This is a genomic window from Leifsonia sp. Root4, from assembly GCF_001425085.1.
GTDB lineage: Bacteria > Actinomycetota > Actinomycetes > Actinomycetales > Microbacteriaceae > Microterricola.
In genome coordinates, this window is the sequence record NZ_LMDN01000004.1 from 443866 (window position 1) to 464823 (window position 20958).

The 20958-nt window shown below is 68.2% G+C and carries 26 protein-coding genes; 8 read left to right on the plus strand and 18 right to left on the minus strand.

Features of this window, described 5'->3' with window-relative positions:
* Positions 1-158: 158 nt before the first annotated feature.
* The 3 genes from ASC66_RS15410 to ASC66_RS18360 all read right to left on the minus strand — a co-directional run bounded on the left by ASC66_RS15410 (position 159) and on the right by ASC66_RS18360 (position 1805).
* Complete coding sequence (locus tag ASC66_RS15410) at positions 159-1262, minus strand: carboxylate-amine ligase (protein WP_055841464.1); 1104 nt, start codon at positions 1260-1262, stop codon at positions 159-161.
* Between the two features lie 79 nt (positions 1263-1341).
* Entirely contained in the window at positions 1342-1608 is a 267-nt protein-coding gene (locus tag ASC66_RS15415; protein ID WP_055841466.1) for a DUF7218 family protein, read from the minus strand.
* Positions 1609-1640: 32 nt separating this feature from the next.
* On the minus strand, positions 1641-1805 hold the full coding sequence (locus ASC66_RS18360; protein ID WP_199677018.1) for a hypothetical protein: 165 nt from the start codon (positions 1803-1805) through the stop codon (positions 1641-1643).
* Positions 1806-1991: 186 nt separating this feature from the next.
* On the opposite strand from ASC66_RS18360, the gene ASC66_RS15420 reads away from it, so the two are divergent.
* Complete coding sequence (locus ASC66_RS15420; protein WP_055841469.1) at positions 1992-2204, plus strand: hypothetical protein; 213 nt, start codon at positions 1992-1994, stop codon at positions 2202-2204.
* A 27-nt stretch (positions 2205-2231) separates the two neighbouring features.
* Here ASC66_RS15420 and ASC66_RS15425 read toward each other — a convergent pair whose 3' ends face one another.
* Together ASC66_RS15425 and ASC66_RS15430 are read right to left on the minus strand one after the other, a co-directional pair.
* On the minus strand, positions 2232-2495 hold the full coding sequence (locus tag ASC66_RS15425) for a hypothetical protein (RefSeq protein ID WP_055841472.1): 264 nt from the start codon (positions 2493-2495) through the stop codon (positions 2232-2234).
* Positions 2496-2853: 358 nt separating this feature from the next.
* On the minus strand, positions 2854-3339 hold the full coding sequence (locus ASC66_RS15430; RefSeq protein WP_055841474.1) for a 2'-5' RNA ligase family protein: 486 nt from the start codon (positions 3337-3339) through the stop codon (positions 2854-2856).
* A gap of 129 nt (positions 3340-3468) precedes the next feature.
* Between ASC66_RS15430 and ASC66_RS15435 the strand changes: the two genes are divergently transcribed.
* Complete coding sequence (locus ASC66_RS15435; protein WP_055841477.1) at positions 3469-5055, plus strand: carboxylesterase/lipase family protein; 1587 nt, start codon at positions 3469-3471, stop codon at positions 5053-5055.
* Positions 5056-5128: 73 nt separating this feature from the next.
* On the opposite strand, the gene ASC66_RS15440 is transcribed toward ASC66_RS15435, so the two are convergent.
* Positions 5129-5806: a GNAT family N-acetyltransferase gene (locus ASC66_RS15440; protein WP_082492380.1), complete on the minus strand. Its 678-nt coding sequence runs from the start codon at positions 5804-5806 to the stop codon at positions 5129-5131.
* Between the two features lie 110 nt (positions 5807-5916).
* On the opposite strand from ASC66_RS15440, the gene ASC66_RS15445 reads away from it, so the two are divergent.
* Together ASC66_RS15445 and ASC66_RS15450 are read left to right on the plus strand one after the other, a co-directional pair.
* On the plus strand, positions 5917-6699 hold the full coding sequence (locus tag ASC66_RS15445) for a response regulator transcription factor (protein ID WP_055841480.1): 783 nt from the start codon (positions 5917-5919) through the stop codon (positions 6697-6699).
* Positions 6696-8204 (plus strand): sensor histidine kinase, encoded by a 1509-nt coding sequence (locus tag ASC66_RS15450; RefSeq protein WP_055841483.1) that lies wholly within the window; start codon positions 6696-6698, stop codon positions 8202-8204. Before ASC66_RS15445 ends, ASC66_RS15450 begins: the two co-directional genes overlap by 4 nt.
* Positions 8205-8221: 17 nt before the next feature.
* Here ASC66_RS15450 and ASC66_RS15455 read toward each other — a convergent pair whose 3' ends face one another.
* The 7 genes from ASC66_RS15455 to aztB form a co-directional block, all read right to left on the minus strand.
* Positions 8222-9610: a hypothetical protein gene (locus ASC66_RS15455; RefSeq protein ID WP_157509821.1), complete on the minus strand. Its 1389-nt coding sequence runs from the start codon at positions 9608-9610 to the stop codon at positions 8222-8224.
* Entirely contained in the window at positions 9600-10475 is an 876-nt protein-coding gene (locus ASC66_RS15460) for a TIGR03943 family putative permease subunit (protein ID WP_055841490.1), read from the minus strand. The genes ASC66_RS15455 and ASC66_RS15460 overlap by 11 nt, the downstream gene beginning before the upstream one ends.
* On the minus strand, positions 10468-11472 hold the full coding sequence (locus ASC66_RS15465) for a permease (protein WP_082492381.1): 1005 nt from the start codon (positions 11470-11472) through the stop codon (positions 10468-10470). Before ASC66_RS15465 ends, ASC66_RS15460 begins: the two co-directional genes overlap by 8 nt.
* A 78-nt stretch (positions 11473-11550) precedes the next feature.
* Positions 11551-12789: a zinc metallochaperone AztD gene (gene aztD, locus ASC66_RS15470; RefSeq protein WP_055841493.1), complete on the minus strand. Its 1239-nt coding sequence runs from the start codon at positions 12787-12789 to the stop codon at positions 11551-11553.
* Between the two features lie 8 nt (positions 12790-12797).
* A complete protein-coding gene (aztC, locus tag ASC66_RS15475; protein WP_055841796.1) occupies positions 12798-13673 on the minus strand; it encodes a zinc ABC transporter substrate-binding protein AztC in 876 nt (291 codons plus the stop codon).
* Positions 13674-13757: 84 nt separating this feature from the next.
* A complete protein-coding gene (locus tag ASC66_RS15480) occupies positions 13758-14990 on the minus strand; it encodes an ABC transporter (protein WP_162243519.1) in 1233 nt (410 codons plus the stop codon).
* Positions 14881-15828, minus strand: coding sequence for a zinc ABC transporter permease AztB (gene aztB, locus ASC66_RS15485; RefSeq protein WP_055841499.1), 948 nt, complete (start codon positions 15826-15828; stop codon positions 14881-14883). Before aztB ends, ASC66_RS15480 begins: the two co-directional genes overlap by 110 nt.
* Before the next feature lie 50 nt (positions 15829-15878).
* Between aztB and aztA the strand changes: the two genes are divergently transcribed.
* Positions 15879-16547 carry a zinc ABC transporter ATP-binding protein AztA gene (gene aztA / locus ASC66_RS15490; RefSeq protein ID WP_082492382.1) on the plus strand — a complete coding sequence of 223 codons (669 nt, stop codon included), beginning with the start codon at positions 15879-15881 and terminating at the stop codon, positions 16545-16547.
* Positions 16548-16629: 82 nt separating this feature from the next.
* Here aztA and ASC66_RS15495 read toward each other — a convergent pair whose 3' ends face one another.
* On the minus strand, positions 16630-16974 hold the full coding sequence (locus ASC66_RS15495; protein ID WP_055841505.1) for a hypothetical protein: 345 nt from the start codon (positions 16972-16974) through the stop codon (positions 16630-16632).
* Between the two features lie 179 nt (positions 16975-17153).
* Between ASC66_RS15495 and ASC66_RS18650 the strand changes: the two genes are divergently transcribed.
* The 3 genes from ASC66_RS18650 to ASC66_RS15510 are packed head-to-tail and all read left to right on the plus strand — an operon-like array spanning position 17154 to position 18219.
* The gene (locus tag ASC66_RS18650) at positions 17154-17417 is read left to right on the plus strand and encodes a hypothetical protein (protein ID WP_055841507.1); all 264 of its coding nucleotides are present in this window, start codon (positions 17154-17156) and stop codon (positions 17415-17417) included.
* A 2-nt stretch (positions 17418-17419) separates the two neighbouring features.
* Entirely contained in the window at positions 17420-17842 is a 423-nt protein-coding gene (locus tag ASC66_RS15505) for a (R)-mandelonitrile lyase (protein ID WP_055841510.1), read from the plus strand.
* Positions 17839-18219 (plus strand): DUF2255 family protein, encoded by a 381-nt coding sequence (locus ASC66_RS15510; protein ID WP_055841512.1) that lies wholly within the window; start codon positions 17839-17841, stop codon positions 18217-18219. The genes ASC66_RS15505 and ASC66_RS15510 overlap by 4 nt, the downstream gene beginning before the upstream one ends.
* Positions 18220-18248: 29 nt before the next feature.
* Here the strand turns inward: ASC66_RS15510 and ASC66_RS15515 are convergent, their stop codons facing one another.
* From ASC66_RS15515 to ASC66_RS15530, 4 genes are all read right to left on the minus strand, one after another.
* Positions 18249-18545: a Dabb family protein gene (locus ASC66_RS15515; protein WP_055841516.1), complete on the minus strand. Its 297-nt coding sequence runs from the start codon at positions 18543-18545 to the stop codon at positions 18249-18251.
* Positions 18546-18597: 52 nt separating this feature from the next.
* The gene (locus ASC66_RS15520; RefSeq protein ID WP_200944836.1) at positions 18598-19752 is read right to left on the minus strand and encodes a glycerate kinase; all 1155 of its coding nucleotides are present in this window, start codon (positions 19750-19752) and stop codon (positions 18598-18600) included.
* Positions 19749-20558, minus strand: coding sequence for a thioesterase family protein (locus ASC66_RS15525; RefSeq protein WP_055841799.1), 810 nt, complete (start codon positions 20556-20558; stop codon positions 19749-19751). The genes ASC66_RS15520 and ASC66_RS15525 overlap by 4 nt, the downstream gene beginning before the upstream one ends.
* Positions 20559-20648: 90 nt before the next feature.
* On the minus strand, positions 20649-20930 hold the full coding sequence (locus ASC66_RS15530) for a hypothetical protein (RefSeq protein WP_235496952.1): 282 nt from the start codon (positions 20928-20930) through the stop codon (positions 20649-20651).
* Positions 20931-20958 lie beyond the last annotated feature (28 nt).

Here is a 20958-nt window from a genome sequence, read left to right on the forward strand (position 1 = left end):
TGGGAGAGGGCCGCGGGGCGACGGTCGAGCATGCGCCCCCAGCACGTTCCATCGAATCCTTGCAGCAAAAGGCGCCGGGCGCGACCCGCGCCCGTGGCCGTCACTGCACGTTCCATCGAGTCCTTGCAGCAAAAGCCGCCGGGCGCGACCCGCGCCCGTCACGCCGTGCGCTGGGCTTCGCTCTCCCGTGTCATCGAGAACAGAGCCGCCAGGCCCGGCTGCCCGCCGACGCGGTGTGCCACCCGCTGTCGTTCCGAACCAGTGCCGTGCGTGAGCATGCGCTGAAGCTGCGTTTCGACCTCGTGCCGGTCGCCGCTGGCGTCGAGTTCAGGACCGACGAACTCCAGAAGGGATGCGACGGCGTCGCGGGCCGGCACGATCGAGCCGGTGAGCGCGTCGAAGACCCCGTTCGTGGTGCCGTCGCGAGCGGCAAGCCAGAGCGCGGCATCGAGCAGCTCCGGCGGGTGCTCGGCGATGCTGGCCGTGTCGAGGTGCTCGGCCGTGACCGTGGCGATGACGGCCCGAGCCAGTGCGGCCAGCAGCACCGTGTCCTGAGCGCGCAACTGGGCATCGAACACCCTGATCTCGATGGTCGGGTAGCGCTCAGACAGGCGCGCTCCCCACGCGATCGTGGCCAGGTCCAAGATCGCACCACTCTGCACGAGGCGCTCCGCCCTCTGCGCGTAGTCCTCGGCACCGCGGAAGAGCGGTGGGATGCCCGCGACGCCCCAGCGCCGGATCAGCACGCTCCGCCAGCTGGCGAAGCCGGTGTCGATCCCCTTCCAGAACGGCGAGTTCGCGCCGAGCGCGAGCAGCAGTGGCAGCCACGGGCGCACGCCGTTCATCGCCCGCACGCCGGACTCCCTGTCGCCCACCTCGACGTGCACGTGCACGGCATTGATCTGGTGGTCATGGCTGATCCCGCGAATGTCCGAGCGCACGCGGGCGTAGCGGGCATTGGGCGTCAGCGGCGGATCGTTGTCGGTGTCATACGGAATGCCGCTGCCGGCCGCCACGACCTCGCACTGCTCCGCGGCGGCGCCGAGTTCTTCGCGAAAGTGGGCGAGCCAGCTGTGCGCCTGAGTGAGATCCGAGCAGATCGGCGTCGAATACTCGATCTGGGACGCGAGGAACTCCGGATGGACATCGGTGACCACCCCGCGTGTGGCAATACGTTCACGCACGCTCTCGGCCCGGGCGACGGGTGAGAGCCGCCACGGGTCGAGCAGCATGAACTCTTCTTCGATCCCGAATCGAACCATCGTGCACTCCCTGGATCAGCGAAGCGGGATGTGCGGGACGTTTCCGCGTCGCTTCTCGGTCGATGCTGAGGATCAGCGGTCAGTGATTACGCAGCATGGAGATGAGTTCGCTCTTGCGTTTCGATGAATAGTTGCGCAGACCCAACTCCTTCGCGCGGTCGCGCAGGGCCTTGACAGTCCATTCGTCGTAGTCTCCCGAGTGGCCGCCCCGGCTGCCGATGGTCGCTCGACCTTCCTTTGCCGCGGCGTTCGAGATGCGGGCGGCCTTCTCTTTGGACGCGCCGTCCTTGCGCAACTCCTCGTAGAGTTCGGGGTCTTTGAGGCTCGGGTTCGTCTTCCCCGGCATCGACGTCTCCGTCCCAGTCTCCGATGCGAGCGCTACACGTTGTTGCGCCCGCTCAGGGAGCGGATGAGCCAGGCGATGATCGCGATCACGGCCAGGATGATTCCCACCCAGAGCAGGAAGTTCAGCGACTCAACCAAGCCACCTGTGATCGCGAGAATTACGGCGACAACGATGACGATCACCAGCAAAATGTTCACGAGTTCCTCCTTGTTTGGGACCTTGTTTGTGACGCGGTCAGCTCACGGCATCACGGTACGCCGTTCCTCCACGATGTCAAGAGGTCGCGTCCCGGGCAAGGGGCTTGACAGCCGTGCGCGGTTGGCAATGCGCCCCTGTTTTTTCGGCATCCGACGTGGCAGTGTTGACAGGGATGAGGAGGGGTCATGCCAGCCGAACACATTGCAATCGAACGATGGTGGCCGCAGCTGATCGCGGCAAGCAAACACCGGATTCAAGGGGACCTCGAAGCGCCATTGCCGGATGAGATCGTCCGTCAGATCGAGGCAATCATCGGCCGTGACATCGAGGGCGATGGATGGGTGTTGACCGAGGGGGAGAAAGACTTCATCAGAACCCAGGGTGAGCCGGTCGACTGAGCCAGATCCCCGACGATTCTGAGACGCTCAGTCGTCCAGAGTCGCGCGAAGCTTGGGTGCGAGCGCGATGTCGTGGGCGACTCGCGCAGCCTCGACGCTCGAAATGTCGAGACCGCTCTCGGCGAACCGGGCGATGAGGGTTGCGCTGATCATCGACTCCGCTCGGCCGCCCAGTTCGGTACTGGTGCTGGCGATGATCTCGGCGACTTTCTGAGCCTCCGTCAACTCGTGGTCCCCCTTGAGTGGCTGGTCGCGCTGTGCGGCCGCGCCGGCCCCGCTGGAATCAGGCATTCGTCGTCAACTCCTTGTGCAGTGGTGTTCCCCTGCCAGTCAACGCTAGGCGAGAGTCGATGCAGCCGAAAGGGGGGAACGCCGAAGCCGTCGATCTTGGAAGCCGTCGGGTTGCGAGTTTCGTAGCTTTCTTCACAAATTCGCCTGTGGATAAGAATGTGGGAACTCGTGTGCAAACCCCGGAAACAAGGGCGTGCGGCATGTGCACTTGGCTGTGGATAACCACTTTGAACAGCCTGTGAGTGACCGCGACGTGTTCGCAGTGTTAAGGGCTGCGATGGCGGCGCGGGTAGGGGTGAATTTCGAATGACATTTCGAGTACGCATCCGTGATTCGCTCTCCCACCGACCGCGATGTGTCAGGGGCGTTGCTGCAAATTGTGGGTGGCGAGCACCGTGCGGCCGGCCGGGTGCGCGCGCGGCATCATGTCGACGATCGCGATCTGGCTGAGGGAGAGTACGTCGCCGGCGCTCACCCTGGCGGCGCCTTTGACGGTCACATGGGGGCGAAAGCCGTCTCCCGTGAATGCCGGTTCCTCCGGCGTCGCCGCGAAGGGGCGCAGGGCGTCGACGAGCGCGCGGTGCAGCCGCGTCAGCTCGGGGTGCTCGCGCACAAGTGTGACGGGGATGTCATGGCGGCGACCGAACAGCTCATCGTGGTCGGCGATGACGCGAAGCGCCCCCTGGTCTGCGCAGGCGGTGGCGACGACATCCGCGATGGCGGCGGGCTCGGCGTTGCTGAGGAACGGAGGCAACACCGTGATGTGCAGCGGCCAGTCGCGCACAGCAAAGCTGTCGCCGACGGTGAGTGGGGTGATCGGCAGAACGATGACGAGGCGGGACATGCGCCGATCCTAGGGGAGCGACGCCCACGATCGGGTGCCGTCTCTGGCGCGGTGGGCCACCAGAACCCTAAAATCGAACCGCACTAGGTTTTCGCGCAATCACAACTACAAGGAAGTCAGGACATCTCCATGCACATGCACACCAGAGCGGGGATGGCCATCGCGGCCATCGCCGCTGCCGCGCTTCTCCTCACCGGGTGCGCCCCCGGCGGAGACAGCGAGGCAGCAACAGCGGCCGCCAAGCCGACCGCTGACACCACGATCACCATCGACCAGGGCACGCTGACTGGTGTTGCGACGGCATCCGGTGTCGAATACCTCGGCCTGCCATACGCCAAGCCCCCAGTCGGCGAGCTGCGCTGGCACGAGCCGGAGCCCGCAGCGGGCTGGGAGGGCACGCTCGACGCGTCCAAGGCCGGCCCCGACTGCCCCCAGCCGGTCAACGGCGATTCGGACGGCTCGCTCAGCGAGAACTGCCTCTACCTGAACGTGTACGCGCCCGCTGCCCCGAAGAAGCAGAAGGACAAGCTCCCCGTAGTAGTCTTCCTGCACGGCGGCGGCTACACCGGAGGCACCCCGAACATCTACGACGGCCGCGACTTCACGGCAACCGGTGAGGCCATCGCGGTCATCCCCGCCTTCCGCGTCGGGCTCTTCGGGTTCTTCCCCACCTCGACAGAGGAGAGCGAGTTCGGCGCCCAGGGCAACTGGGGCCTGCTCGACCAGCAGGAGGCACTCCGCTGGGTACAGGAGAACATCGACGCCTTCGGCGGCGACCCGGAGAACGTCACGATCGTCGGCGAATCTGCCGGCGCCGGATCGGTCTGCTTCCAGCTTGCGTCCCCGACGGCCGCAGGCCTCTTCGACAAGGCCGCGATCCAGTCCATCGGCGCTTGCAGCGTCAGCGACACCCCGGTGAGCACGGCGTCGTACAGCGCCGACTGGGGCTGTGCAGAGGGAGACCTCGCCTGCCTGCGCGCGGTTCCCGCCGCATCGGTCGTCGGCGCCGGTTCCGGCTTCGGCTTCGCCTACCCCTCCTCGGGCGGGCCAGACCAGCCGGTCGGCCCCGATGAGGCCGCTCAGAACGGAACGCTGGCCGACGTGCCACTGCTCATGGGCGTCACCAGCGACGAGTGGCTCGGCTTCGCCTCGGCGAACTACCCGCTCGACCCGGCCGAGTACGAGGCCATGGTTGCCGGACAGTTCGGCGATGCAGCACCGGCCGTCCTCGAGGCGTACCCGGCGGATGCCGGCCCCGACCCGGTGTTCGCACTCGGCTGGATGAGCGGCGACTCGCAGTTCGCCTGCCCGGCGCTCGCCACCGCCGACGCCTTCTCATCCGCAGGTCGCGACGTGTACTTCTACGAGTTCGCCGACCGCACGGCACCGGGATGGCGCGACCTCGGCAGCCCGTTCCCGCCGTCCTCCCTGGAGCTGGGGGCGACGCACACCACCGAGTTGCAGTACCTCTTCAACTACGCGGCCGCACAGCGGGCGCTGAACGAGGAGCAGTCCGAGCTCTCCGACGACATGATCGAGCTGTGGCTGTCGTTCATGCAGAGTGGCGAGCCCGCACTCAAGGGCACCCCGGAATGGACCACCTTCGTCGATGGCTCGGAGGTCTTGCAGCTGAAGACCGCCTCGGCCGGCGGGATCGAGATGATCGACACCTTCTCCGACGCTCACAACTGTGAGCTGTGGAGCAGCCTGCGCTAGCTCGAGACTCACCGGTGCGGGTGGACGCGACGTCTGGGACGCGCGCCCACCCGCACCGATCAAGCCGTGCGGATCAGGGTCGCTGCGCGATCTGCTCGTGCTCGCCGCCTGCCGCCAGCATCATCTGGTGCGTGAGGAGGAGCCGCCAGCGGCCATTCGAGCAGCGTTCCCGCACGAAGCCGAGTCGGCTCGCGAGCGCCAGCGACCTCACATTGCGCTCGTCGATGACTGCGGATGCCGTCATCGCCCGCAGCTCGCGGAAGGCGAAGCCCAGCAGGGCTCCCGCCGCCTCGACGGCGTAGCCGTGGCCGGAGTGGGCGCTTCCGAGCAGCCAGCCGGCCTCCACCTCGCGGTTTTCCGACGGGACAACGCGGAGATGCATGGAGACGTCGCCGATCAGTGTGCCATCGTGTTCGACGGCCAGGGCGAGGAAGTCATCGCGCCGCGCCAGCACGGTGCTCGCGGTGCGCCGACGGAGGTGCGCCAACGACTGCTCCCGCGTTCGCTCCGGCCAGGGCAGGTAGCGGCGCACCTCGGGATCCGACTGGATGGCGTACCACGCGTCGGCGTCGGCCATCCTGTGCGGGCGCACGGTGAGCCGACTCGTCTGGATCGTGGGCGCGAACACCGCTCGCTCCAGCGTTCGCTCGGCCACCAGCTCACGCCTGGCGGAGCTTTCCCGGCCGGCGGCTCGGGCGGAGTCGACCGCGGCGCCGAGCGTGGACGCCGTCCGGGCTGCGGTGAGTGACATGCCGCACACGGTAACGCGTCGAAGTGTGGCGCGATTATGTGTTTATTTGAAGCTGCTATGAATCGGGGGGTTGATCTTCAGTGCGCACATCGCTATGCGGATAATGAACCGTGGACGAAGCTGACAGCTCTTCCCGCCCGACGACGGCCACGGCCCGTCGGCGGGCCGTTCTGGCGCGCCTGCCGCGCCTGTACCGGCCGGATGGCAGCGCGATCCGCGTGCTTCTCGTCGACGATGAACCGGGCCTCACCAGCCTCGTCAGCCTCGCACTCGGCTACGAGGGATGGGTGGTCGATATCGCCCAGAACGGCAGCGAGGCGCTGGCGCACTACCGAGCGAGCACGCCGGATGTCGTTGTACTCGACATCATGCTTCCGGACACGGACGGCCTCGAGGTGCTCCGCCGCATCCGGGAGATCGGCCACGGCACACCGACGCTGTTCCTGACGGCCAGGGATTCCATCGACGACCGCATCGTCGGCCTCACGGCCGGCGGTGACGACTACATGACGAAACCGTTCAGCCTGGAGGAACTGGTTGCCCGTCTACGCGGCTTGCTGCGTCGCGCATCGGAGGCGATCTCCGAGGACGACTCCGTATTGCTCGTCGGCGGCCTCACCCTCGATGAGCGCAGCTACGAGGTGAAGCGCGACGGAGTGCCGATCGAGCTCACCACGACGGAGTTCGAGCTGCTGCGCTACTTCATGCACAACCCGCGCCGTGCCCTCACCCGCGCACAGATCTTGGAGAACGTCTGGAACTACGACTTCGCGGGCCGTGCCAGCATTGTCGACCTCTACGTGTCGTACCTGCGCAAGAAGCTCGACTCCGGGCGCCCCGCGATGTTGCACACGGTTCGCGGCGTCGGCTACCTGTTGCGGCCGGCCGAATGAGCACGCGTGGGCGCAGGGCGGGCTGGACGCTTCGGGCCCAGCTCGTCGCGGGAACCGCCGTCATCCTCGGCCTGGCGCTGCTTGCCGTCATCGTCGTGGGTGGAATCTCGCTGAACTCGACCGTCGCAACCGTCGTCGACGGCCAGCTCACGGCGTCATCGTCGGCCTTTGAGCACTCCGTCGACAAATACAGGGGGAACGGCTTCCGCGGCCCGGACCCTGAGACGGCGCAGGAGCAGGCCAAGGGCTTCGCCAAACCCCTCACTGAGTTCTCCGGCCAGGCGACGGGCACCGTCATCGCGATCGTGCAGGACGGCGCCGTCGTCGACGCCGCCCGTTTCTCCGACGGCGACAGCGCGACATTGTCGCCAGAGGCCGAACAGGCGGTGGCGGATGCGGCAGCGGCCGGTGAGGGCACGAGCGAGCGCGACATGGACGGCCTCGGCCGCTACCGGGTCGATGTACAGCCGAAGGACGCAGGCGAGTACCTCGTCACCGCGGTGCCGCTTGCCATGACGGACGAGGCAGAGGCGCAGCAGGCGAGGGTGGACATGATCGTCGCGCTGCTCGCGTTCATCCTCGCGGTCATCAGCGCGGCCATTCTCGGCAAGCTGATCTTCCGCTCGATGGAACGCGTCGTCGACGTGGCGGAGACGGTGATCCAGATGCCGCTCGACACGGGCGACGGCGGTATCGCGGTGCGCGTTGCCAGTGCGGACGCCGACCCTCTCACCGACATCGGCAAGCTGGGCGAGGCGATGAACCGGCTGCTCGAGCACGTGGATTCGGCGCTGGCCGCGCGCTCTGCGGCCGACCGGCGCATGCGCCAGTTCGTGACCGATGCCAGCCATGAGCTGCGCACGCCGCTCGCCGTCATCCAGGGCTACGCCGAACTCACCCGCCAGGAGAGTGATGTGCTGCCGGAGACCACGGAGTACGCGCTGGCGCGTATCGAGTCGGAGGCGAAGCGGATGAGCTCGCTCGTGAGCGAACTGCTTCTGCTCGCCCGCCTCGACGAGGGGCATGACCTGCAGATCGAGGAGATCGATCTCGCCGAGTTGGTCGACACGGCCGTCAGTGACGCACGGGCGAGCAATCCGGAGCACGACTGGCGGAGCGAGGTGCCGGACGAGCCCGTGCTCGTGCGCGGCGACCGCGAGCGCTTGCACCAACTCGTCGTCAATCTGCTCTCGAACGCCTCGCTGCACACGCCGCGGGGCACGACGGTCTCGGCGCGGATCAGCACGGACGGCGTGCGCGGAGATGCGGTCACTCTGACCGTCTCCGACACAGGCCCCGGCATCGACGATGCCCTGGTGCCGGTGCTGTTCGAGCGCTTCGTGCGCGCCGACACGGCCAGGAACCGTGAGTCGGGGGGAACCGGCCTGGGCCTGGCGATCGCGCACTCGATCGTCGAGGCGCACGGGGGGACGATCTCCGTGACGTCGAGCAGGGCCGGCGCGGTGTTCTCGGTGCTGCTGCCTGGCACGCCGTTACCGAGCTGACCGGATCGCTGGAGCGCTCAGCACCAATCGGAGAATCCACCGCTCAATCCTGAGACGACGCGGGCCGTTCCGATCTCCACGATCAGCGTGAGCATATTCGTGAACCCCGGAACACCGGGGTAGCCATCGGGCCGGGCGGCCGAACCGAGCGTCTCCACAGCCACGAACTGACCGTTGGGGGAGACGCAGTAGTCTGCGATCCGGCTGTCGGCCGGCGGCTCATAGAGTGTGCGCGTGCCGTCGGCGCCGACGTGGGTGAGCACGGAATCCGTCGCCGGCCCGCCGTCGGCGGCCGGCGAAGACAGCGCGAGCAGGTGAGTGCCGTCGCCGTCGAGCAGCGCGGCCTTGCCGAGATATCGTCCGCGCGCCAACTCGCTGGACGGCAGTTCGATGGCCGTCGTCGTGCCTGCGGCGAGATCGATCAGCGAGCCGCCATCCGGGTCGGCGACGACGAGCGTGCTGGTGCCGGGCAGGAAGCCGCGCAGTTCGCTGTGGCGGCCGACAGGGGTGTTGGCGGTGATCCCTGCGAGGTCGACGAGGGTGAGCGCCTGCTCGTAGTCCTGCACGACGATCGACGTCGTTCCCGGCACGAACACCCAGTCGCTCACACGCATCGGCGAGCCGTCTGCCGCCTCGACGGGCCGCACGCCGCCGCCGATCGCCCCGGAGAGGTCGAGCGTGAAGAGTGCGTTCTCGAATCGGCGCTCGCCGTTGACTTCGGCGCTCGTCATCAGGAATCCCAGGATTGCGTTCGTGGGAGAGGCGGCCAACGCTCGCACGGTGCCCACCGTTGGGAGGGTGATCTGCTGGGGCGTCGCCTCGCCGGGCATGCTGACGGAGAGCGCGCTACGGCCGTCGTCGTCGAGGGTGGTTGCCGCGAGCACGTCGCCGTGGTGCACGAACGCAGTGATGCGCGGAGCGCTGAAGATGATCTCCTGATCGCCCGGCCGGTCAAGTGGCCGGCGAAGCACGGCATCCTTCTCGCCCTCTGTGCTGCGCCTGTGCAGCGAGTACGCGAACTCGTCGGGTGTGCGGAAGCTGTGCCGAATCGTGGATGCGGTGGAGGTGAAGGGCCCGACGACGCCCGCCACGCTCACCGAGTACTCCCGGGAGTACTCCAACGGCTGCTCAAAGGTGATGGTCAGAGTCGAGCCCTCGCTGCTGAGAGCGGCGGCGGCTGCCGGCGTCACGACGACCGATTCGCGCTCGACGGAGACCACCGGCTGATTCAGCTCGAGGCGGAGCTGCTGACCGGCCAGCTGCACACTGCGGACGGGGTCGATCGCGGCGGCCTCAAGCCGCGGGCCCTGCGCCGATCCGGCGATGCCGAGGGTGGCGACGAGCACCGCGAGCACGCCCAGTGCGCCGAACAGCCGTCGTCGGAACCGTGACAGATCAGTAGACATAGGGCTGCTCCGGAACGTCGACGGCACCGATCTCGTCGGGGATGATGGCGAACGCGTCGAGGCTCCCGGGCACCGGGTTGGCCGAGAATGAGCCGGTGACCGAGACCCAGGAGTCCGGCTGGAATTCACTCTGCCAGCCGGGCAGGTAGACGGGGACGCCGACGGGCTGCGCATCCACGGCGCAGCACGTGATGATGAACCGCGCGACGTAGAAGAGGTTGTCCGGGTCCTCCTGCGATGGCAGCACAAAGCCGGTGACCTGGGCGCTGTGCTCGCGCAGATAGGCCGAGTCCGGGTTCTGTCTGATGAGGATCGCCCAGTCTCGCACGCTGAAGCTCGTTGAATCGCCGCCGGCGAGTGGGGCGGCGTTTGCGGCACTCACAGGGCCGACCCCCGCGTTGATGCTGCGCTGCGTCGCGGTCGCGCCGGTGAGTGTGTGCGGCGGAAGCACGAGAAGTGCCACCACCGCGCCGACGATGGTGAGGATGCCGATGATCGACGCCGCCCACGCACGGCCCGGCCGCCCCGATTCGCCGGGCGCGTCGTCGTGGCCACTGTGATCGGGATCGCCGTTGGCCGTAGTGTTGCCGGGCAGCAAGACGCACGCGGCGACGGCGCAGCCGGCGGCGAGCACGGCCATGATGATCGTGAAGCTGAAGTAGCGCGGGTGGATGTAGAGCCCGAGCTGCCCGTTGATGCCGAGCCAGACCGTCGCCACGATCCCGATCAGGCTCAGGACAATGCCCTGCCACGCGGTGACGAACCGCCGAACGATGTGGGCGGCCGGTTCACGCTCGGCTACGTGATCGGGTCCGACGGGAGTCGTCGCCGGCGCGTCGGTACCGGACAGCAGCTGCTCAGACAATCAGATTCACCGCCAGCCCGAGAGCCCCGCTGGCCAGTGCGATGACTGCCGTCAACTGGAGCAGTGTGCGTGCCGTGAAGGTCGTGCGCAGCATGGCGAGCATCTTGATGTCGATCATCGGGCCGAAGACCAGGAAGGCGACGATGGCGCCAGGCATGAAGGTCGAACCGAACGACAAGACGAAGAAGGCGTCGACGTTCGAACAGATCGCGATCACGAAGGCGAGCAGCATCAGCACCGCCACCGAGAGCACCGGATTCTGCCCGAGCGTCACGAGTGTGTCCCGGGAGATGAGCACCTGGATGAGGCCGGCGACGGCCGAACCGATGAACAGGGCTGGCAGCATCGCCCCGGCTTCTTCTGCGAACATCAGAACGCTGCGTCGCCCGCGCGAGCTCGGTGCCTGGGCGCCGGCGTGCACGCAACTGGCCTGGAAGCGTGGTGTCAGAAGTGTCATCGGTTGTGGGTGCCTGCTGTAGATCCACCCGACGAGGTTGGCGATCACGAAGCCTCCGAGGATGCGCGAGACGAGGATTCCGTCGCTCCAGCCGAAGGCCTGATAGGTGGTGATGATCGTGACGGGGTTGAGGATCGGGGCGGCGAAGAGGAATGTCATCGCCTCGCCGACAGTGAAGCCGCGCAGGATGAGGCCGCGTGCGAGCGGGACGTTTCCGCATTCACACACCGGCAGAAGGACGCCGAGCAACGAGATGACGATACGGCGCGCCACGGCGTTCTTCGGAAGGCGCCGGGTGAGGGTGTCCGGCGGCAGCCACAGCTGAACGACGACCGAGAGCAGGATGCCCAGAAACACGAACGGGAGGCTCTCCACCACGACGCTGATCGAGAGCGTGAAGAAATCCTTGACACCGTCGGCGAGCGTGTCGGTGAACGGCGGCGGCGCCATTGCCCTGATGAGCGCGAAAGTCGCGATCAATCCTACGGCGATCGCAACGCCGGGCAGCGGTCGGATCCTGATGCGATCAGGAGAAATCATGGAGGTGTTCCCAGGGGTCGGGTGGCGGCCGCGGAAGGGTGCGGGGTCCGCGCACGCGCGAACTCCGCACCCTCGACGTTATCCGGTGACGATGGCGATCTCGTTCGGCGTCGCCGGCAGCTGCACCGAGTTCAGGATCGCGCCCGTCTCGATATCGACGGCGTGGACCGAGTTCGACGCCGGCTCGGTGACGTATGCGACTCCGGCGTTGACGAGCAGGGCGGGGTGGGCGTCTTGCCACTCAACTGGGCCTTCCCAGGCCGCGATCACGGGGTGCGTGGCGGTGATGGCTCCGGTCTGCTCATCGAGGACGTAGAGCGCGCCATCGGAGGAGAGCACGAGAATCTCGTCGTTCGGCCCCCGCGCGACGTCGCGCCATGTGTACGAGACGCCGGCAGGCAGCTCGACGACGGACGACGTCTTCGATTCGGTGTCGACCAGAAGCAGCTTGTTGAGCAGGTAGCCCTCGGCGTCAGGATCGGAGTTGTAGTCACCGACGGCAACCGTCGATGTCTCACTCACATACTGATTGCCGGTGCGGCCGTATTCGTCCGGTGATGCGATCTTGGTGATCGCCCCGTCGTCGTACACGAGCACACCGTCTGCGCAGCCGAACACGGCGACCTCGTTTGCCGCGGCGCCCTCACCGTGCACCGATGGGCACTGCTCGTTCCGGTCGATCTCGGTGCGGGAGGCATCGAGCACGCGGATGCCGGTGCGCCCCGATGAGTTGCCGGTGGTGCTGAGCAGGGTGCCGTTGTCGAGCTCGATGGCGACGCCGTGGTGGGCCTCCTCCGAGGGGATCGTCTCGGTCGCGGGCAGGGAGTCGCCGGCCTGCAGCAGCGACGCCGACTCAAAGATCGTGGTGTCGCCGGTGCCGTCTGCGAACAGGATCGTCTTCTCGCCGTGCCGCACGACGTGGCCGGCGGCGTCGGCCTCGAAGAGGAGATCGGTGAGCTCCGGTTCGCCCAGGTGGTGATCGCCCTCCTTGTCGGTCCAGGTGCCGGTGTCGAGCACGCGGAAGCCCTCCGTCGTCGTGACGAGCACGTGCCGGCCGTCGCCGGCGGCATTCAGCCGGGTGAAGCCGTCGAACGGGAGATCAGCCTCCAGCTGCAGGGTCGGGCCGTCGAGCACGAGGATGCCGCCGTCGTAGCTGAGCGCGAGGCGCGATGTCGCGGCGCCGTGCTCTGCGGATGCGGACGGCGCGCCGGCATCCGTGCCGATGTCGAGTGCTGGCTGAGGGGTGCAGCCGGAGAGAAGCAGCGCCGCGGCGGCCGCTGCGATGAGCGTCGCGCGTGTGCGGTGTTGGGTGTTCATCGGTTCCTTTACTTGTCGTTGCCCGGCCCGGTTGGGCCGAGTCCTGTCGTGATGCGAATGGTGTTCGCGCGCATCATCGCGATGTAGCTGTCTGCATCTCCGCCGGCCTCAGTGAGCGACTCCGTGAAGAGCGGCACGACGGTGACCCGCAGGCTGGCCTCCTCTGCGAGCACCTGCATGAGCCGGTCGGGTTGGGAAGAGTCGGCGAAGATCGTGGAGACACCGGCCCGCTCGATCGCGCGGACGAGCTCGCGCAGATCGGACGCGCTGGGGGCCGCGAGGGTCGATCCACCCGGGATGACCGCTCCGATGATCGTGAAGTCGAATCGTTCGGCGAGGTAGCCGAACACATGGTGGTTCGTCACGAGATTGCGTTCACTCATGTCAATGACGGAGAAGGCGCTCGCCATCTGGGCGTCCAACTGCTCCAGCTCAGAGGCGTACGCGTTCGCGTTACGCCGGATCTGCTGCCCGTCGACTCCGTCGACGGCGGCGGCGATGGCGTCGCCAGCCGCGTGCACGACCGTGATCATCTGCGTCGGGTCCGTCCAGAAGTGTGGGTCGACGCCGCCACCTGTCGAGTCTTCGGCCGCGTAGTCGATCGTGTCGACGGCCTCGCCGGCCGCGAAGACCGCGACCCCCGCCGCTGCGGCCGAGTCGAGGTGCTGCTGCAACCCCTCCTCGAGCCCGAGCCCGTTCGAGACCAGCAGATCGGCGCTTTGGATGCGGGCGGCCTGGCTGGCCGAGATCTCGAAGGAGTGCGGATCGGCGCCCGGTCGCATCAGCGTGACGACCTCCGCCTCCTCGCCGACGATGTGCGTGATGACATCGCCCAGGATGTTCGTCGTCACAACGATGAGCGGCTGCTCCGGCGCTGTTGCCATCGTGCACGCCCCGAGGGCAACGGTGACGAGCGCCGCCAGCGCCCCGGCGAGCGGCACGAGCACTCTGCTTCGGTTCTGCACTGCTCAGCGCCCCGTCTGCAGCACGAAGGCGGGAGCGGCGTCGAACGCGAACGTGCGGGCGATGCGTGCCGCATCGGCGAAGTCGATTTCGTAGACGAGGTTCTCTGCCGCCCCGTTCACGTAGGCCCGTTGCGCATCGACGGTGAGCCCGATGCCGGCGGCGAGCTCTGGCCGGCTCAGGCTTGATGCCACGATGGGTGGGGTCTCCGCGAGAACCGTGCCGCTCGCCGCATCCAGTACCAGCACAGTGCCGGCGGAGGTGACGGCGACCGCGTGGTTCTCGGCATCGTCGACGGCGGCGATGTGCGTCAAGGGCACGCTCGTGCCGATCCGCGTCCAGCTGCGCTCCCGTGTGTCGAGCAGCCATGCGCCCGTGCTCCCGGCGGGGGCGGCGACGGTCGGCCGTCCCGCCCGATTGGCGAACACCCTGGCGCGCTCGGCATCCGGCACAACGCCCGGGTATGGAATGCGTTCGAATGCGAGCCCATCGGTGCCCTCGGTGATCAGGAGTGCACCGTCGGCGCAGCCGTACACAACGCCGACGGTGGTTGTGATCGTGCCGTCGAGCTCGGCGCACGCCTCCTGGGCGATCGGGGCTCCGGCCGAGTCGAAGGCCCGAACGGTGTCTGGCCGTCCTGATGTCGTGTCGACCCCGGCCAGGATCACCGACCCCAGTGGCACCACGGGCCCCGACCCCGGCCCGAGCTCGAGCGTGAGCAGCTCGGTGAGCGCTCCGCCGCCGAGGGCGGCATGGTCAAGCACGCTCACCGTTCCCGTCTGCGGAAAGGACACGAGAGTGAGCGTGCCGTGTGAACGCACGACTCCCTGGCCGGTGCCATGCACGGTGCCGAGCACGCGCGGTTCGGCGCGGTAGTAGTGGACATGATCCTCGTGGTCGACCGTCCACGCGCCTGTGTCGGCGATCGTCACGCCGCCCGCAGCCGAGGACGCGAAGACGTAGCGGCCATCCGTGGATGCCGCGACTGGTGCTCCGAGCTCGCCGACGGCGGTGCTGTGCTCATCGAACAGATCGAGCAGCTCCAGCCGGCCCGATTCGCTGATCGTCGCGAGGTGCAACGGAGCCTCAGCGACCTCCCGGGCACCCTCGACGTATCCGTGCGGAGTCTCACTCCGCTCCGGCGCCGATCCGCGGTCGCTGGCGGGGGCGCACGCCGTGAGCAGAACGGAGCAGACGAGGACGACGGGCAGGAATCTTGTGCGAGGAATGCTGGGCACTGGTGTCTTTCTGGCTGGATGCGAAACGGTCGATGATGTGGTTCACCAGCGCGGAACACGCTGCGAGCGCGATGGCGGTGAGTGCGATGGAGGCGCCGGCCGCCGTGCCCGAATGCCAGGAGAGCAGCAGGCCGATCAGCACGGAGGCAGACCCGAACAGGGCGGCGATGATCATGAGGATCGGGATGCGACGGGACCAGTGGGCTGCGGCGACGGGCGGCGCGATGAGCAGCCCGATGACGAGCAGCGAGCCGACCGCGCCGTAGGAGACCACGATGGCGATCGTGACGAGGCCGACGAGTGCGCCGTGCGCCACGCGTGGATGCAGCCCCATCGTGGCGGCGACCCGCCAGTCGAATGCGGCCGCGACGAAGGCGCGATGGAACAGGGCGATGGCCGCAATCGTCACGCAGAGGGCGGCGATCAGCAGCGCGATGTCGACTCCGCTGATCGCCAGCACGTCGCCGAACAGGATCGCGGTGAGATCGACGGCGAAACTCTGCGAGTGCGAGACGATGATCACGCCGAGCGCCAGCATGCCGACGAAGAGCAGTCCGATGCTGGTGTCGTTGGAGAGCCTGGCCCGCCGGGAGACGAGGCTGATGCCGATGCTCATCACTGTGGCGCTGACGGCCGCGCCGAGTATCGCGGGCAGGCCGAGCAGCGATGCCGCGGCGACGCCGGGCAGCGTGCCATGGGCCATCGCCTCGCCGAGGAACGCCATGCCGCGAATGACCACCCAGGTGCCGACCAGCGCGCAGATGGCTGCGACGAGCGTGCCGCCGACAAGCGCGCGCACCATGAAATCCGTCGCGAAGGGCTCGGTCAACCAGGTCATGGTTGACGACCCTACATGATAATGATTCTCATTACTGTTACGGTGGGCTCATGCAGACTGAATGGCCCTCTCGTGCCGCCTCGGATCCGGCGGTGATGACGCTGCGAGCCGTTTCGGCCGGCCACGGCGGCAGCACCGCGCTCGACGAGGTGTCCCTGGAGCTGGAGCGTGGCACCGTGACGGTGATCGCCGGTGCCAACGGCTCGGGAAAATCCACTCTGCTCGCCGTGATCGCGGGGTTGCACGGGATCCGAAGCGGGGAGATCCGGCGGGCGCGCGGCCTCCGGGTGGCGATCGTGGTGCAGCGCAGCCGGCTGCCGGAGCGTTTGCCGTTGACGGTCCGTGATGCGGTGCGCATGGGAACGTGGGCCGGACGCGGCCTCTGGCGCCGCACCACGCCGAGTGACGCGGATGTCGTGGCCCAGAGCATTGAACGCGTCGGATTGAACGGCCTCGAGAAGCGAGCCGTGCACTCACTCTCCGGCGGCCAGATGCAGAGGGTGCTGCTCGCGCAGGGCATCGCACAGCGCGCCGAGCTGCTTCTGCTCGACGAGCCGATGAACGGCGTCGATGAGGAGACGAGCGCGCAGATTCGGAGGCTGATCGACGAGGAGGCGCGTGGCGGGCGCACGGTCGTGCACGTCTCTCACGACGAGCAGGTGATTGGCGCAGCCGAGCGGCTGATCAGGCTGGAGGAGGGCCGGATTCGTTCCGTCTGATGACGGCTCGGCGCGTCCAGCCCTCCCTCACGCCGCCTGGCTGGTCGTCCGGCTTCGTTCTGGTCGCCGGCTGGCCAGTCGATTACTTGCCGGACGTGTTCTTCCCGGCAGAGACGCCGATGGCGAATGCGAGCAGGGCGGCAACCGCGACGACGATGCCGGGGCGATCGCGGAGCTGCCTGCGAAAGAAGCCGGCGGTGTCGTCGAAGACCTCCGAGCCGCGTGCTCCGACGTCCGAAATGGTCTTCTTGACCTGCTTGACGGCATCGTCTGTCGCACTCGAGACGGCGTCGGCGACCTTCTCCGCCTTGTGTGCTGCGTCATCGGCGATGTCGGAAAGCTTGTCAGAGGCCTTGTCGGCAACCGCATCGGCCTTGTGGCTGACCGCCTCAGCCTTGTCGGTGAACTCATTGCCTGGCGAACTCATGGTTGCTCCTTGTGCGCTCACTGCCTCGCCGGCCGGCGGGGCATGGCATTCACGCTAACCCCGTTCGCTGGATTTCGGGAGGGCTTGCGCGCGAAGCGTCACGGGGAGAAACAGTTCACGGTGTCACGGGTACTGACAGTGCCTCCCGGCATCCGCCCACCCGGCGTACTGTCGGAGACATGGAGCACCAGACCGAGATCCGAGACTTCCTGACCTCGCGTCGGTGCCGGATCACGTCGGAACAGGCCGGCCTGCCCGCCTATGGCGCCAATCGCCGCGCGAAGGGCCTCCGCCGAGAGGAAGTCGCCATGCTGTGCAACTATCGGCACGACATGCTCGCGGCCCAAGAGATGGCCCGTGCGCTGTACACCCCGCTGTTCGCGGCCCGCCCGGACGCCGTCCCCCATAATGTCCCGCAGAACGTCTCACAGAACAAGGAGTGACCGTGCATCTCCAGCCAACGCAGCCCACCGTGAAGGGCCCGGCCGACCTCTTCACCGGCGACGTGCATTTCGATGTCATCGCGGCCGGCGAGCTCCCATCGCGGCTGCGCGTCAATCTCGTGCGCTTCGCCCCCGGGGCCCGAACGGCATGGCATCGGCACGCGAACGGCCAGACGTTGCACGTGGCGGAGGGGCGCGGCCTGGTGCAGGCCCGGGGCGGCGCCGTCATTGCGATGCGGCCGGGTGACACGGTCTACACGCCGCCGGGCGAGTGGCACTGGCACGGCGCCGCAGCCGATCACTTCATGAGCCATCTGGCGATGTGGGAGGCGCTCGCCGAAGACCAGGAGGGGCCCGAGGTTGTCTGGGGTGAGCACGTGAGCGACGAGGAGTACCGAGCGGCGATTGCGGGTGACGCGCGATGAGCGAGTGGACGCCGGAGCAGCTCGATCGCATCGCTCGAGCCGACGAACTGCAGATCGCCAGCCGCCGCAGCGACGGCACGCTGCGCCCCTTCGTCACGATCTGGGTGGTTCGCGTCGGCGACGATCTCTACGTGCGCTCCGCCTACGGTGCAGCGAACCCGTGGTTCCGTCGGGCGCTGGCCAGTGGCACCGGGCGCATCCGCGCGGGCGGCGTCGAGCAGGACGTGACGTTCGCGGATGTCGCGAGCGACGCGCATCCGGTCATCGACTCGGCGTACCACGCGAAGTACGACCGCTACGGTCCGCAGATCGTCGGCACGGTCGTGGGCCCCGGCGTCGTCGGGACCACGATCAGGCTGGTGCCGACGGCGGAGTAGCCGGGACCGGAGTAGCCGGGACCGCCGGCTCAGCCGCGGGGAACGAGATCCAGTTCTTGAAATGATTCAACCTCCGGCACCCAGCGCGTCTGCACGAAGGCCACGTGGTCGGGGTGGGTGTTGTACGCGGCGTACGTCTCGGCGTCGGCGAAGTCCATCGCGAACTGGAAGCGGTGGGCGCTCTGCGGGCTCACCTGATCGGAGATGCGGAAGTTCTCGACGCCGGGGATGCCGGTGAGGGCTGCGGCGGCATCCGCCAGGAAGGCCTGCTCCTCTGGTGAATCGGCCGGGTGGCGCAGTGCGAAGCTCACGGTGTGCTGGATCACGGTTCTCCCTCCACGGCTCGGTCATCGCGACGTCGCGACGGCTATGTCGACGCTACCGCGTCACCGAGTGCGTCAGCGAGCCCGCCAGCCGTGCCCCAGCCAAGCGCAGCCATCGCTCCGGCTCCGCCATCGCGGCCTCCGGCGACGCGGCGAGCTCACTCAGCGAGACGGCGGCGGCGAAGTCGTCGCTCGGTGCCTGAATCTCGCCGGCTGCGAGCATGGCGATCGCCCCGGATGCCGCGGCGAGCCCCGCCACATAGGCGGGAACCTTGCCGGCTGCTGACTGACTGTCGAAGCGTCCCTCGCCGGTGATCACGACGGCGGCCGTGGCGACGGCATCCGCGAGCCCCATCGCCTCGCCGATTGCCGCGGCGCCGGGCGTCAGGCGAGCGCCCCAGTGCAGCAGGCCGAAGCCGGTTCCTCCCGCGGCCCCGGCGCCCGGGGTGTCTGCGCCGCCGGGCAGCAGGCGGGCCAGCCGGAGCAGACCGGACTCGATGCCGTCGACCTGGTCAGGATTCGCGCCCTTCTGTGGGCCGAAGACCGCTGCGGCACCGTTCGGTCCGAGCAGCGGATTGCTCACATCGGAGAGGATCTGGGCCCCGCCGGGCGGCACCGCGCGCATGGCCTCCAGCCGCACGCGGGCGAGCTGGCCCAGGCCACGGTTTCCGAGCCGGATCGGGCGACCGGCGGCATCCAGAAACTGCGCGCCGATCGCGGCCAGCGCCCCGACCCCGCCGTCGCTCGAGGCGCTGCCGCCGATCGCGAGCAGCAGCCGGTGCGCGCCGTGGTCGAGTGCCGCGGCGATGGCCTGCCCGAAGCCGAGCGTGTGCGCGTCGAGCGGCAGCAGCGGGTCGAGCAGGGTGATCCCGCTCGTGTTCGCGAGCTCGATCACCGCCGTTCCGCCGGCGGCCCCGGCCGAATCGGGCAGCAGCAACCAGGAGGCGTCGACGGCTCGATTGTCGGGACCCTGCACCGTCACGGGCATGCGGACACTGCCGGCCACCGCGGTCTCGAAAGCGTCGAGCGTGCCCTCCCCACCGTCGGCCATCGGAAACAGAAGCGGCTCGTCGTCCGGCCGCACCGACTGCCAGCCCTCCGCCAGAGCGCGGGCTGCGTCGCGTGCGGAGACTGTGCCCTTGAACGAATCCGGCGCGATCAGCACCCGGAGCGGTGCGTTGAGGGCGGCGCCCGCCGGAGCCGCGGTCACGGCTGGGGCACCGTGAGCGGCCGCACCGTGAGCATCTGATGCGCGTGCCCGATCGGCCCGGCGAGGTCGTGCAGCACGGAACTCGTGATGCCCTGCCCGCTCGGGCCGAATACGACCGTCGTGTCGAGACCGACCCAGCGGCCGGCCGGCTGGCGGTGCAGGTGAATCGTCAGGTCGACGTTCGGGTACATCCACGCGGAGGGCGGCTGCCGGGTGGCGATGCCGTTGGCGAGATCGACGAGGGTGACGTAGCCGGCGAGCGGGCTCACCGCTTCGCCGGCGACCAGCTCGATGTCCGTGGTGATCCAGGCGGTGGTGCGGCCGGTCTGCGGGGCGCCCACCGGCCGGATGTCGACGGAGTCGACGACCCCGCCCGCCGGCCAGACCGAGCTCAGCGGCCAGCTGTTGAGGTTGTCGGGGGAGGGCAGCGGTGCGTCGCCACCTCCGGCGACGGCGCTCGTGTCCAGCGTGGCGAGCAGCCAGGCGCGGGCCCGGATGACGGGGCGCCCGCCGATCGAGAGAGTCGCCTCGAGCAGCTCGATGGTGCGGCCGGGGCGGAGCACCTCGATGCCGATCTCGCAGACGTCGTTGGCGAGCCGCCCGAGAATGTCGAAGCTGATGCGGGACAACGCCAGGCCGGCATCCGCGTGCCCCGCGCGGTGGCGGTCGATGGCGTGCACGATCAGGCCGCCGAGCGGGCTGAAGTGGAGCTCGTCCGGGTCCCAGGCGCCGCCGCTGTGCGGCGTCGGCCGATAGCGGTGCTCGTCGATCCGCTCGAAAAAGCAGTCGGGTTCTCCCTCGATCATGCCCACGTCGTTCTCCTGCCCCGCGTCTCAGCACGTGTGTGCCGACATCGTTGCCGGCTCCCTGAGCAGCATAGTTCGGGGTGGGTGGCGCTACTCGTAGATGTGCTCGATCACCCAGGCGTCCCCCGCCCGGCAGACGTCGAAGACGCGGTTGAGGCCGTTCAGGTCCGCCGCCTGGAAGCGCCAGCCGACGCGCAATACGGGGGCGTGGGTGATCATCGGCGGCAGTGGGTCCACCTCGCGCAGGAGCTCGGTTGGGCGATCGGTGACTCGCCACCGTTGCCCGCGCCAGACCATGCGAGCGGGAACGCCGGCTTCGAGCCAGAGCGTCACGGTGTCGGCGGCGGTGAGCATGATCGGGCCTCTCTCCACGATGCGATATTCGAACGAATGTTCGACG